Origin of the sequence: Robertkochia marina, from assembly GCF_004799345.1 — a bacterium.
Lineage (GTDB): Bacteria > Bacteroidota > Bacteroidia > Flavobacteriales > Flavobacteriaceae > Robertkochia > Robertkochia marina.
Window position 1 is genome coordinate 624,501 of record NZ_SSMC01000002.1, and the last position, 12,906, is coordinate 637,406.

Annotated in this window: 11 protein-coding genes; 6 read left to right on the forward strand and 5 right to left on the reverse strand. The window is 42.8% G+C overall.

Going from position 1 to position 12,906, the window contains the following annotated elements:
• Window positions 1-7: 7 nt before the first annotated feature.
• Window positions 8-349 (reverse strand): arsenate reductase (glutaredoxin), encoded by a 342-nt coding sequence (arsC, locus tag E7Z59_RS09165; RefSeq protein ID WP_136336014.1) that lies wholly within the window; start codon window positions 347-349, stop codon window positions 8-10.
• Window positions 350-374: 25 nt separating this feature from the next.
• Entirely contained in the window at window positions 375-1,475 is a 1,101-nt protein-coding gene (gene prfB / locus E7Z59_RS09170; protein WP_136336015.1) for a peptide chain release factor 2, read from the reverse strand.
• Between the two features lie 167 nt (window positions 1,476-1,642).
• Between prfB and E7Z59_RS09175 the strand changes: the two genes are divergently transcribed.
• Both E7Z59_RS09175 and E7Z59_RS09180 read left to right on the forward strand, forming a co-directional pair.
• Window positions 1,643-4,057: a zinc-dependent metalloprotease gene (locus E7Z59_RS09175; RefSeq protein ID WP_136336016.1), complete on the forward strand. Its 2,415-nt coding sequence runs from the start codon at window positions 1,643-1,645 to the stop codon at window positions 4,055-4,057.
• Window positions 4,058-4,072: 15 nt separating this feature from the next.
• Complete coding sequence (locus tag E7Z59_RS09180; protein WP_136336017.1) at window positions 4,073-5,113, forward strand: threonine aldolase family protein; 1,041 nt, start codon at window positions 4,073-4,075, stop codon at window positions 5,111-5,113.
• A 28-nt stretch (window positions 5,114-5,141) separates the two neighbouring features.
• Here the strand turns inward: E7Z59_RS09180 and E7Z59_RS09185 are convergent, their stop codons facing one another.
• Both E7Z59_RS09185 and E7Z59_RS09190 read right to left on the reverse strand, forming a co-directional pair.
• Window positions 5,142-5,474 carry a YegP family protein gene (locus E7Z59_RS09185; RefSeq protein WP_136336018.1) on the reverse strand — a complete coding sequence of 111 codons (333 nt, stop codon included), beginning with the start codon at window positions 5,472-5,474 and terminating at the stop codon, window positions 5,142-5,144.
• Between the two features lie 114 nt (window positions 5,475-5,588).
• Entirely contained in the window at window positions 5,589-5,912 is a 324-nt protein-coding gene (locus E7Z59_RS09190; protein ID WP_136336019.1) for a YbaB/EbfC family nucleoid-associated protein, read from the reverse strand.
• Between the two features lie 133 nt (window positions 5,913-6,045).
• Here E7Z59_RS09190 and E7Z59_RS09195 point away from each other — a divergent pair, with 133 nt between their 5' ends.
• The 4 genes from E7Z59_RS09195 (at window position 6,046) to E7Z59_RS09210 (ending at window position 11,670) form a co-directional block, all read left to right on the forward strand.
• Complete coding sequence (locus tag E7Z59_RS09195; protein ID WP_136336020.1) at window positions 6,046-8,103, forward strand: S9 family peptidase; 2,058 nt, start codon at window positions 6,046-6,048, stop codon at window positions 8,101-8,103.
• Between the two features lie 68 nt (window positions 8,104-8,171).
• Window positions 8,172-9,212 carry a PLP-dependent cysteine synthase family protein gene (locus E7Z59_RS09200; RefSeq protein ID WP_136336021.1) on the forward strand — a complete coding sequence of 347 codons (1,041 nt, stop codon included), beginning with the start codon at window positions 8,172-8,174 and terminating at the stop codon, window positions 9,210-9,212.
• A gap of 269 nt (window positions 9,213-9,481) precedes the next feature.
• Entirely contained in the window at window positions 9,482-10,339 is an 858-nt protein-coding gene (locus E7Z59_RS09205; RefSeq protein ID WP_136336022.1) for an SDR family oxidoreductase, read from the forward strand.
• Between the two features lie 71 nt (window positions 10,340-10,410).
• A complete protein-coding gene (locus tag E7Z59_RS09210) occupies window positions 10,411-11,670 on the forward strand; it encodes an aminotransferase class I/II-fold pyridoxal phosphate-dependent enzyme (protein WP_136336023.1) in 1,260 nt (419 codons plus the stop codon).
• Between the two features lie 99 nt (window positions 11,671-11,769).
• Here the strand turns inward: E7Z59_RS09210 and E7Z59_RS09215 are convergent, their stop codons facing one another.
• On the reverse strand, window positions 11,770-12,903 hold the full coding sequence (locus E7Z59_RS09215; protein ID WP_136336024.1) for a GNAT family N-acetyltransferase: 1,134 nt from the start codon (window positions 12,901-12,903) through the stop codon (window positions 11,770-11,772).
• Window positions 12,904-12,906: the final 3 nt, after the last annotated feature.

Here is a 12,906-nt window from a genome sequence, read left to right on the forward strand (position 1 = left end):
AATTATTTCATAAAAGGCTTTTGATGTTTTCCGGTGGCCTGCCCAGAACGGCTTTTGAGTTCTTTACTACTATGGGCCTTTCTATAAGTTTAGGGTGAGTGGTCATGGCCTTGATGATCTCTTCATCGGTCATGGTCTTGCCCTTATAATTTTCTTTCCAGACCGATTCTGATTTACGCACCAGGTCAATAGGAGCCATATTGAGGTATTGCAGGACCTGTTTTAGTTCCTCTTCTCGGGGAACATTTTCAAGGTATTTTATGATCTCAAATGACTGGCCTGATTCTTCAAGGATCTGAAGGCCTTCTCTGGATTTACGGCATCGTGGGTTATGATAAATTTTGATCATCTTGGTGTATTTAATAGGGTTGTAATTAGATCTCCTCTTCCTGTTGCCCCATCATCATCAAATAGGATTTTAGAAAGCCATCAATATCACCATCCATCACCGCGTCAACATTTCCCGTTTCGTGGCTGGTTCTTACATCCTTTACCAGTTTATAAGGGTGCATTACATAGTTTCGTATTTGTGATCCCCATTCGATCTTCATCTTACCGGCTTCGATCTCATCTTTGGCCGCCTGTCTTTTCTTAAGCTCGATCTCATAAAGCTGTGATTTCAGCATTTGCATGGCTTTTTCCCTGTTTTCCAGCTGGGATCGTGTTTCAGAGTTATGGATAACGATACCCGTAGGGTGGTGGGTAAGAATGGCTTTGGTTTCCACCTTGTTTACATTTTGTCCACCTGCTCCGCTGGAGCGTGCAAAATCCCATGAGATATCGGCAGGATTAATATCTATTTCAATACTGTCGTCAGCCAGCGGGTAAACATATACCGAAACGAATGAAGTATGTCTTTTGGCATTACTGTCAAAGGGAGAGATCCTAACCAGCCTGTGAACTCCGTTCTCGCCTTTTAACCATCCAAAGGCATAATCGCCATCAAACTCCAGGGTAACAGTCTTAATTCCGGCCACATCACCTTCCTGGTGGTTGAGTTCTTTGATCTTAAACCCGTGTTTTTCTCCCCACATCAGGTACATACGCATAAGCATGGAGGCCCAGTCGCAGCTTTCGGTACCTCCGGCCCCGGCAGTGATCTGAAGTACGGCACTCATGCTGTCGCCCTCTTCAGAGAGCATGTTTCTGAACTCCAGGTTCTCTATTTGTTCTTTAGCTTTTTCATATTGGGTCATAACCTCTTCCTCCGAGGCGTCACCTTCTTTATGAAATTCCATTAACACCTCAAGGTCGTTTACCAGGGTGTTGGCCGTATTGTAGTCTTCTACCCATTTCTTTTCAGTTCTCAGGGCTTTCATGATGACCTCGGCCTCTTTCGGCTTGTCCCAAAAGTCAGGTGCAAAGGTCTTTTCTTCTTCATTTTGTATCTCGATCAGCTTAGCCTCTATATTGAGGTATTTCTTAAGGGCCTGTACCCGTTCTGCGAGATCTTTATATTGATCGGTTGTGATCATAGGGATCGAATTTTGCTCAAAAATACTATACTTTTTTCATACCACCTATCCTGACATTTGTTGCCTGGCACCCTTCTTATTGAATATTGAAGCCTGGTTTTGATAATGAGAATTGTATTTAAGGGAAGTTTGGTTATTTTTAGCCTTAGATTCTAACTACAATTTTTATGAGATCATTCTTACGTATTTGTTTCCTGGTCACTTTTATGACCTCTTTTTCAGGATTATCCCCGCTCCAGGCGCAGATAACTTTTAATAAAGAATTGAAGAAATTTACAGGTTTCTTTGATTTTTACTACCATGAAAAAAAGAACAAGCTTTACCTGGAGGTAGATCGATTAAATGAAGAATTTCTTTACGTATACTCTTTGAAGACGGGTATTGGTAATAATGATCTTGGGTTAGACCGTGGCCAATTGGGTAATGAACAGGTGGTATACTTTACCCGCTCAGGCGATAAGCTCTTATTGGTACAGCCCAATTTGAAATACAGGGCTGTTTCAGAGAATAAGCAAGAGCGAAAGTCTGTAGAGCAGGCTTTTGCCCACTCGGTCCTGTTCGGTTTTAAAATTGAAGAGTGGCTGAATAACGATAGTTATATTATTGATATGACCCCCTTTCTATTGGAAGACTGGCATGGGGTAACTGACAGGATCAAGGGGCGAAATGCCGGAACCTATAGTCTGGATCAAACAAGATCAACACTTTGGATGGAGTCTACAAAGTCTTTTCCTGAAAACTCAGAATTCGAAGCCCTGCTTACCTTTAAAGGCAGCCCTAAGGGAAGAATGATCACCTCTGTAGCACCTAATTCAAAATACCTTTCTGTTGTACAGCATCATTCATTTATAAAACTGCCCGATGCTGATTATGATACAAGGAAATTTCATCCGGGAGCAGGAAGCATTATGCTCAGCTATTATGACTATGCCAGTGAGATCGGTACTGATCTTATTCAACGCCTGGCTATAAGGCACCGCTTAAAAAAGAAGGATCCTGATGCCCTTGTAAGTGAGGCGGTTGAGCCTATTGTATATTACCTTGATAACGGAACGCCCGAACCGGTAAGAAGCGCCTTGATGGAAGGGGCTTCCTGGTGGAACCAGGCTTTTGAAGCTATAGGATATAAGGATGCCTTTCAGGTAAAGGTGCTTCCCGATGATGCTGACCCTATGGATGTGAGATATAATGTAATTCAATGGGTGCACCGTTCTACCCGTGGTTGGAGTTATGGAGCAAGCGTGACTGACCCAAGAACTGGTGAGATCATAAAGGGACATGTTAGTTTGGGAAGTTTAAGAGTTAGGCAGGATTATCTTATTGCCCAGGCTTTATTAGATGATCCATTTGCGCAGGAGAACGATCCTATGTTAGAGATTTCTCTTGCCAGGATCAGGCAGTTGGCCGCACACGAGGTAGGGCATACCCTTGGGTTTACCCATAATTTTGCTGCCAGCGTAAGCGATCGTGCCTCGGTTATGGATTATCCGCATCCCCTGTATGAACTGGAAGGCAATACCATTACTGCTAAAAATGCCTATGATACCGGGATTGGTGCCTGGGATAAGGTGAGTGTTGCTGCGCTTTACGGAGATGTTCCAAATGAAATGGACGAAACTCAATACGTTAATAATGTACTTGCCAATGCGAAAAAAGATGGCTTGTTCTTTATTACAGACAGTGATGCCAGAGCCCAGGGTGGTGCGCATCCGAAGGCTCATCTGTGGGATAACGGGAAAGATGCCGGAGCAGCCTTAAAAGAGGTTATGCAATTAAGAAAGGTGGGAATTGCGCAATTTGACGCCGATCATATCAAAGACGGAGAGCCTTTTACAGTGCTTGAGGATGTATTTGTGCCTCTTTATTTGTTTCACCGTTATCAGACAGAAGCAGCCGTAAAGTTGATCGGTGGTATTGATTACAGTTATGCGGTAAAGGGTAATGACGATCTGATCAGGGAGGCTGTAGATGGTAAGATCCAGGAAAACGCTTTAGAAGCCGTACTTCAAACCCTTCATGCTGAACACCTGGCCATTCCTGCCGACAAATTGGAATTATTTCCACCAAGGGCGTTTGGTTATGCCAGAACCCGTGAAAGTTTTAACTCAAGGACTGATGTTGCCTTTGATGCCTATAGTGCTGCTGAAACAGCCGCCGACATGAGTCTGTCATTATTGCTGCATCCGGCCAGGGCTTCCAGAATGGTGCAGCAGAAAGCGCTGAATGGTAAGCTGCCCGGCTTTGATGAAATGCTGGATGAACTGATCGATGCTACCTTTGAGCAGAAATTCAGAGATGACTATGTGCAGGATGTGCAACACACCATTAATTTCAGGGTTTTACACCACATGATGTTGCTGGCGCTTCATAAGGATGCATATCCTCAGGTAAGGGGTATCGCAAGGGCAAAGATTGATATACTGGAAGCCGACATAAAAGGGAAGTATGGATTTCCGGATGCATACAAGAAGGAGTATCTTCGCATTATAGATCAGTTTAAGAAAAAACCGGAAGAATTCCAGCCATTGCCGGTGAAAAAGATACCTGATGGTTCGCCAATAGGTAGCTATTGTGAGTTTTAAAAACAAGAAGATATAATGGAGATCAATTTAATCAGTGATACGGTAACCCGTCCCGGTAAGGGAATGCTGGATGCCATGATGCAGGCCCGGGTGGGAGATGATGTATTTAAGAATGACCCCACTATTAATGCCCTGGAAGAGAAGGTAGCACAGCTTTTTGGAAAAGAAGCTGCCTTATTGTTTCCCAGTGGAACCATGGCCAATCAAACAGCGATAAAACTTCATACCCAACCCGGAGATCAACTTATTGCCGATAAGTATGCCCATATATACAACTATGAAGGTGGGGGTGTGAGCTTTAACAGCGGGGTCTCCTGTAAGCTTCTGGATGGGCATAGGGGTATGGTTACTGCTGCCCAGGTGGAAGCCGGAATCAATCCTCCGGACTTTTACCACAGTCCGAAAACTTCCCTGGTGTGTCTGGAAAACACAACCAATAAAGGGGGAGGTGCCTGCTGGGACCTGGATGAGATGAAGGCCATAAAGGAGGTATGCGATCGCAACAACCTGAAGTATCACCTTGATGGTGCCCGGTTATGGAATGCCATGATCGCAAGGGGGCAAAGACCGAAAGACTTTGGAGCGTTGTTTGATACCATATCCGTATGCTTTTCAAAGGGACTGGGTTGTCCGGTAGGATCTATGTTGGTAGGGTCTAAAGAAGATATGGATAAGGCTCTTCGGATTCGAAAGATTCTTGGTGGAGGGATGAGACAGGCAGGGTATTTAGCGGCTGCTGCCATCTATGCCATAGATCATCAATGGGAACGCCTGGCAGAAGATCACAAAAGAGCGGCAGAGATATCTGAGGTTCTCAAAACATTACCGTTTATTAAAAGTGTAGAGCCTGTTGAGACGAATATTTTGATCTTTAACCTGGAAGACGATGTAGATGAGAAGGAATTCATGCAAACCCTCAATGAGCACGGTGTTCATATAATTACCATGGGGCAGGGCAAATTGCGTATTGTCACTCATTTAGATTACACTGCTCAGCATCATGAGTACTTTTTGGAACTCATAAAAAAATTACCTGTAAAAAAAGCGACTGTTTAAGTCGCTTTTTTTATGGTTAGAATTTCCTTCAGGACTCAGTCAGATCTTTGATCTTAGCTCCTGAAGTATGGTTTTTTACCGAAGCGATACCGTTTTCCATCCCTGCCTCCGAAGAGTACATTTGTGAGCTTCCCACGATCTGCCCGTTACCCGCCTTTAAGTTAAAATGGAACTTACCATTAGAGGCCGTCTTACGTTCATATTTACTATCGTCATCGGCATTTTCCTGCACCGATTTGATACCCTTTTCAGCGCCGTTCTTGCTTTCATAGCCCTGGCTTGACAAAATGATCTGCCCATTGGCAGCTTTCAGATTAAAATAGAACTTTTGATTCTTATCGCTTTGAAATATTTCAAACATAGATGTATGGATTAGAGTTGATGTATCTTCTCTAAAAATACGCTAAGTCTGCAAATTTTAAGGCATGACTTTTATAAAGTCGTTAGTAAACTCGTTTACCAACTCCTACCTTGACTATTTGAACATGTCAAGCCCCGGAATATCCGGCATGCCGTCTTTGGCCACTGCACCCAATTCGGCTTCCTGAACCTTTGAGGCCTTTTCTATAAGTTTGTTCATGTTCAAAATAAGGTAGTCTTCCAACTGCTCTTTGTCTTCCAAAAGGCTGTCATCTATTTCAACGCTCTTCAATTCTCTGTTGGCAGTCATGCTGAGCTTCATTAACCCATCATTGCTTTCCTGGGAAACCATCACTGAGTTCAGTCGCTTTTTAGTTTCCTCCATTTTCTGTTGGGTTTCCTTGATCTTACCCATCATTCCCATTAAGTCTCCAAACATAGTATTCTTGATTTATGATTAGGTCGTAAAATTAAGAATTTCATCAGGGAATTGATAAAAGGGTTGCTGTGAAAAGGCTATTCTTGATCGAAATAGTATTTTTGTTCAGATCAGAAAACTGAAATTAAAACCTATGAAGGTATTGAATGCCCCTGTTGCGGCTAAGAAACCCAAAAAGCTTGAGATTCATGATGATGTGCGTATTGATGAGTATTACTGGCTTCGGGAAAGAGAAAATGAAGAGGTAATAGACTACCTGAAGAGTGAGAACGACTATTATGACAATCAAACCCGCCATACGGATGCTTTGAAAGAATCTCTTTTTCAGGAAATGAGATCGCGTATCAAGGAAGATGATGAATCGGTGCCGTATCGCTATAACGGGTACTGGTACATCACTCGATTTGAAGAAGGAAAGGATTATCCGCTATATTACCGGAAAGCCGATCAGGAAGGTGCCGTAGAAGAGTTACTTTTTGATTGTAATGGCATGGCAGAAGGTCATTCCTATTTTCACCTCAGGGGAATCAATATCAGTAAGGATAATCGCAAGGTAGCCTTTGGTATTGATACGGTAGGCCGAAGAATCTATACCATCTATGTGAAGGATCTGCAAACTGGTGAATTACACCAAAACACCATAGAAAATACCACAGGTAGCAGTGTCTGGGCGAATGATAATGAAACACTTTTTTATTCAAGAAAAGATGAAGTGACGCTTCGATCAGAGAAGATCTATCGTCATGTCATGGGTTCAGACCCTCAGGAAGATGTTTTGGTGTATCACGAAGAAGATGAAACCTTCAATGCGTTTGTATACAAGTCGAAGTCGCAACGCTTTATCATTTTCGGATCTGAAAGTACCCTTACTTCAGAATACAGTATACTTGATGCCAATAACCCACAGGGCACCCCACATGTGTTCCAGCCACGCATCAGAGGCATGGAATACGGGATCTCTCATTATGGTAATGATTTTTATATTCTTACCAATGCCGATGGGGCTGCCAATTTCAAACTCATGAAAACCTCTGTTGATAAGACTTCCAAAGAACATTGGGAGGAGGTAATAGGGCATCGGGAAGATGTTTTGCTGGAGGATATTGATATTTTCGATAAATACCTGGTGGTTAGTGAAAGGAAGGAAGGGCTTAACCTGATCAGGATCATTAAATGGGAAGATCATACAGAATACTATCTGCCTTTTGACAATGAGACCTACACTGCATTTCCTTCTACCAATTTAGATTTTAATACCGTAGTACTGCGGTATGTATATAACTCGTTAACCACCCCGTCAAGCACTATTGATTTCAATATGGATACCCGCGAAAAGACCGTTCTGAAAGAGCAGGAAGTACTGGGGGGAAATTTTGACAAGGATAATTATACTTCTGAACGTATTTGGGTAACCGCCGATGATGGTCAAAAGGTCCCGGTCTCTATGGTGTATCGCAAAGGAATGAAAAAAGACGGGAATAACCCCTTGCTCCTATATGGGTACGGTTCCTACGGTGCAACCATCGATCCGTATTTCTCTACGGTACGATTGAGTTTGCTTGACAGGGGCTTTATTTATGCTATAGCTCATATCAGGGGAGGAGAGTACCTGGGGCGTAAGTGGTACGAACAGGGAAAATTATTGGCCAAGAAAAACACTTTTACAGATTATATTGCGTGTTCACGTCATCTCATCAGCGAGAATTATACTTCAGAAAAACATCTTTATGCCATGGGTGGATCGGCAGGGGGGTTGTTGATGGGAGTTGTTATTAATATGGCTCCGGAACTCTACCATGGCGTTGTTACCCAAGTGCCTTTTGTAGATGTGGTTACCACCATGCTTGATACCAGTATACCGCTCACAACAGGAGAATTTGACGAATGGGGTAATCCGCAGGATCCTGAATTTTATGACTATATAAAATCGTATTCTCCATATGATAATGTAAAAGAACAGGAATACCCTCATCTTTTGGTAACTACAGGGCTGCATGATTCGCAGGTGCAATACTGGGAACCTGCCAAATGGGTTGCCCGGTTGAGAGATCGCAAAAAAGGAGATAATAAACTGCTCTTTCATATTAATATGGATGCTGGGCACGGAGGGGCTTCCGGCCGTTTTGAAGCCCTTAAAGAAGAGGCTATGGAATACGCATTTCTTCTTGATTTAGAAGGGATAAGCCTCTAATTAAAAAAATATTTTAAATTTGCATCAACTCGAGGCCCTCCAAATTCTTTGGACCTAACTATACTTATATGGAACAAAAGATTAAAGCTTACAACAATATGCTTGAGCTAATCGGGAATACCCCCTTGATCAAGCTGAACACAATCACAGAATCTTTTGAAGGTAATTTTTACGCCAAGATCGAAGGATTTAACCCCGGACACTCTTCTAAAGACCGGATAGCACTTCACATCATTGAAGAGGCGGAAAGGAAAGGCATTCTAAAACCCGGGGATACCATTATAGAAACCACTTCAGGAAATACCGGTTTTAGTATAGCTATGGTGAGTATTATTAAAGGATACGAATGTATACTTGCGGTAAGCTCTAAATCATCCAAAGATAAAATAGATATGCTTAGGGCCATGGGTGCTAAGGTGTATGTATGCCCGGCCCATGTGAAGGCCGACGATCCAAGATCGTATTATGAGGTAGCAAAACGAATGCACCAGGAGATCGAAGGTTCTGTGTATATCAATCAATATTTCAACGAATTAAATACGAATGCTCACTACAGAACCACGGGACCCGAGATATGGAACCAGACCGGCGGTGCTGTAACCCACCTGGTAGCTTGCAGTGGTACCGGAGGTACCATTTCGGGAACAGCGAGATTCCTGAAAGAGCAGAATCCGGATATCAGAATTATAGGTGTTGATGCCTATGGTTCCGTATTGAAGAAATATCACGAAACCAGAGAGTTTGACCCTAAGGAAATATATCCGTACCGTATTGAAGGATTAGGAAAAAACCTTATTCCAACGGCTACAGATTTTGATGTGATCGATACCTTTGTAAAGGTAACCGATGAAGAAGCAGCTCATACAGCCCGGGAGATCTCAAGATCAGAGGGTTGTTTTGTAGGGTATACCAGCGGCGCTGCCATGCAGGCCGTAAAACAATTAGCTGAAGAAGGGGAGTTTGATGCCAACAGCAAGGTGGTTGTTATTTTCCCTGATCACGGTTCGCGCTATATGAGCAAGGTATACAGTGATGATTGGATGCGCGAGCAAGGTTTCTTTGATACGGTTCATTCTGAAATAGAAGAAGATATTCAATATGTAAAATAGCGATCTGTGATGTGTGCCTCTTATTTGCACCATGATCTGATCAACACCTAACCTATTACGATGATAATGATTTCTTCTCAGCTTTAAAGGCTTTTATTGAAATTGCTGCATTGTGTAAATGAAATGTCAGCCAGGAAGATCTTTTATCATTTTATTTAATAATTCACAGTTACCTGGGTATATCAAAGAAGATCTAACAGGTACTGCTTTGTGACAGGATATTCATAACCGGCCTCTCATTGCAGCCGGTTGTAAAGAAAGCCATTTTAATGAAAAACATTTTGATCACCGGGGTTTCCTCCGGAATTGGGTATGTAACTGCATTGTATTTTCTCGAAAGAGGCTACAGGGTATTCGGCAGCGTTCGTAAAGAACAAGACCTGTCTGCACTCCACGAGGCATATCCTGATCAATTTACCGGACTTGTTTTTGATACTACCGATGAAAATGGTATTAAAAAAGCCTATTCAAAGGTAGAGGAAGCGCTTCAAGGCAAGGGTCTGGATATCCTGGTGAATAACGCAGGGATCTCTGTAAACGGGCCTATGGCTTATGTAGCGGTGGAAGAATTCAGACACCAGCTAGATGTGAATGTTCTTGGGGTTCTTAGGGTAACCCAAACCTTTTTGCCCCTGCTGGGGTTCGATAATGAACTTCCTAAAGGGCATATTATTAATATCAGCTCCGGTTCAGGCAGGGTAACCCGTCCATTCATGGGGCCTTATTCGGCTTCAAAGTTTGCCCTGGAATCTATGTCTGATGCTTTCAGAAGAGAACTTCTTGATATGGGTATCAAGGTAACCGTAGTAGAACCGGGTCCTATCAAGACTGATATCTGGACCAAGGCAAAAAACGAAGCTGATGATAATAAATATGCGGCTACAGTGTATGGGAAGGTCTACAAGAACCTGGAGAAGATGGTAGGTCAAATGGAAGCCATTGCACTGGACACTGAAAAGGTGGCAGCCTTGATCTATGATATCGCAGAAGGTAAGAAAAACAAGACAAGATATTTGATAGCACCCAAGCGGTGGATGTTCCTGGCAGCCATATATTTACTGCCAGACAGAACCCTTGATAAGCTCTTTAAAAAGCAATTTGAACGCCTGGTTGAAGGGGATAATTAATTTGTGATAAGAGATTTAAATTAGTTACTTTTGCCAGCTGAAAAACGACAATTTTTAAACACTCCATATACATGAGAGATTTATTTGATAGAATTATTGAGAACAAAGGGCCTTTAGGCAAATGGGCCTCACAGGCTGAAGGATACTTTGTTTTTCCAAAATTGGAAGGACAAATCTCCAACAGGATGAAGTTTAATGGTAAGGAAGTGATCACGTGGAGTATTAATGATTATTTAGGACTGGCCAATCATCCTGAGGTAATCAAGGCAGATGCCGAAGCAGCCGCTGAACACGGTGCTGCTTACCCCATGGGAGCCAGAATGATGAGTGGACATACTGATCTTCACGAGCAGCTTCAAAATGAACTGGCAGCCTTTGTAAATAAGCAGTCAGCCTATTTATTAAACTTCGGGTATCAGGGTATTATGTCGGCTATAGACGCCCTTGTTACCAAAGACGATATCATTGTTTATGATGTTGACTCTCATGCCTGTATCATTGACGGGGTTCGTTTACATATGGGGAAACGATTCACCTATCAGCACAATGATATGGAGAGCCTGGAGAAAAACCTTGAGCGCGCCACTAAAATGGCTGAGCAAACCGGAGGAGGTATCCTTGTAATTTCTGAAGGAGTGTTCGGAATGAGAGGTGAGCAGGGTCGTCTAAAAGAGATCGTTGCCCTAAAAGAGAAATTTAAGTTCAGACTCCTGGTAGATGATGCACACGGATTTGGTACCCTGGGTGCTACCGGGGCAGGAGCAGGAGAAGAGCAGGGAGTACAGGACGGGATTGATGTGTACTTTGCTACTTTCGCAAAATCTATGGCCAGTATTGGTGCTTTTCTTGCCGGTGATAAAGAAGTTATTGATTACCTGAAATACAACCTTCGTTCGCAAATGTTCGCGAAGTCATTGCCTATGATCTTTGTGAAAGGAGCTCTTAAAAGATTAGACATGCTGCGCACCATGCCTGAACTGAAGCAGAAGCTTTGGGATAATGTAAATGCGCTGCAGAATGGTCTTAAAGAAAGAGGTTTTGATATCGGAAACACCCAGAGTTGTGTAACCCCGGTATACCTGAATGGTAGTATTCCGGAGGCTATGGCCCTGGTAAAAGACCTGAGAGAAAATTACGGTATCTTCTGTTCTATCGTGGTATATCCTGTTATTCCTAAAGGATTGATCCTTCTTAGAATGATCCCTACCGCAACCCATACCATGGAAGATATCCAGGCTACCCTCGATGCCTTCTCAGCAATTCGTTCAAGACTGGAGAACGGAACTTATAAGCGCCTTTCCCAGGCCGTAGCAATGGCGATGGGAGAATAAATCAGAAACCTGATCATTACTATAAAAAAAGGGATCCGAAATTAACGGATCCCTTTTTTTATACTTCACTTCCTGTAAAAGAAGTGTGCTTTATTAGAGCTATGAAAGCTCCTTACGATACGTTCTCCATTTCTTGATAAGCCTAGGGTCGTAGTCTTTCCAAAGTGCCTGGATCTGGTTGTTTGTCTCCAACTCAGGGTTGGTTTCCACCACCTTGATCCCTTTACGATTAAAAAGCTCAATAACTTCTTTAAAAATAATGGCTGTTACCCCTTTTCCTGTATAGTCAGGGTGTACTCCGATCAACAGCAAAGTAGCCTTGTCATTGGTTTTCATGGCCTTCATCAAATGGTAGAACCCAAAAGGGAAGAGTTTTCCGTTGGCTTTTTGAAGGGCCTCCGTAAAAGAGGGCATCACTACAGAAAAAGCCACAAGGTCTCCGTTCTTATCTTCGATCAGTGAGATGTAATCAGGATGTATGAACTTAAGGAACTTTTCTTTGTAGTGGGCGATCTGATAGGGTTTGATGGGGGTGAAAGACTGTAGTGAACTATAGGTTTTGTTCATAAGGTCAAAAATACGATCTGCCTGTGGCAATAATTCCTTGTTCGATTTGAACCGAAGTAGCTTGAACCCGAATTTTTTCATGATCAGCCCTGAGAATTTGGCCACCTTATCCGGAATGCCTTTGGGTACATCGATCTCGTATTCCTTCCAATCGATCTCCTTGGTAAAGCCTTCTTTTTCCAGTAACTCATTGTAATAGGCAGGATTGTAATAGGTTGACATGCTTCCGGGACGGTCAAACCCTTCAAGGAGCATCCCTGCCTTATCCATATTGGTGAACCCAGCGGGTCCTTCTATATATTTCAAACCTAATTCGGCTCCTTTTTCTGCTACCTTCTGAAAGAGTCTGGAGGTAACTTCTGCATCATTTACAGCCTCGAACCACCCAAACCTTATTTTGGGTTTGTTCATTTCTTTAACTTCCGGCCAATTCACGATCACAGCAATACGTCCAACAGGTTTGCCCTGTTTGTAAGCCATATAGAACCATGCATCAGCTTCCTGATAGGCCGGATTCTTTTCAGGGTCAAAATTATCAACCTCTTCCTTAATGATGGGAGGTACCCAATAAGGAGAATTCTTATAAAGGGAAAAAGGAAATTTAACGAACTTCTCAAGATCTTTTCGTGAAGTGATCTCTTTTACCGTTACAGATTGTTCACTCATAGT

Bases quoted from the DNA above. Each gene is read 5' to 3' on its own strand.
- arsC (WP_136336014.1), bottom strand. From the start codon at position 349: ATGATCAAAATTTATCATAACCCACGATGCCGTAAATCCAGAGAAGGC.
- prfB (WP_136336015.1), bottom strand. From the start codon at position 1,475: ATGATCACAACCGATCAATATAAAGATCTCGCAGAACGGGTACAGGCC.
- E7Z59_RS09175 (WP_136336016.1), top strand. From the start codon at position 1,643: ATGAGATCATTCTTACGTATTTGTTTCCTGGTCACTTTTATGACCTCT.
- E7Z59_RS09180 (WP_136336017.1), top strand. From the start codon at position 4,073: ATGGAGATCAATTTAATCAGTGATACGGTAACCCGTCCCGGTAAGGGA.
- E7Z59_RS09185 (WP_136336018.1), bottom strand. From the start codon at position 5,474: ATGTTTGAAATATTTCAAAGCGATAAGAATCAAAAGTTCTATTTTAAT.
- E7Z59_RS09190 (WP_136336019.1), bottom strand. From the start codon at position 5,912: ATGTTTGGAGACTTAATGGGAATGATGGGTAAGATCAAGGAAACCCAA.
- E7Z59_RS09195 (WP_136336020.1), top strand. From the start codon at position 6,046: ATGAAGGTATTGAATGCCCCTGTTGCGGCTAAGAAACCCAAAAAGCTT.
- E7Z59_RS09200 (WP_136336021.1), top strand. From the start codon at position 8,172: ATGGAACAAAAGATTAAAGCTTACAACAATATGCTTGAGCTAATCGGG.
- E7Z59_RS09205 (WP_136336022.1), top strand. From the start codon at position 9,482: ATGAAAAACATTTTGATCACCGGGGTTTCCTCCGGAATTGGGTATGTA.
- E7Z59_RS09210 (WP_136336023.1), top strand. From the start codon at position 10,411: ATGAGAGATTTATTTGATAGAATTATTGAGAACAAAGGGCCTTTAGGC.
- E7Z59_RS09215 (WP_136336024.1), bottom strand. From the start codon at position 12,903: ATGAGTGAACAATCTGTAACGGTAAAAGAGATCACTTCACGAAAAGAT.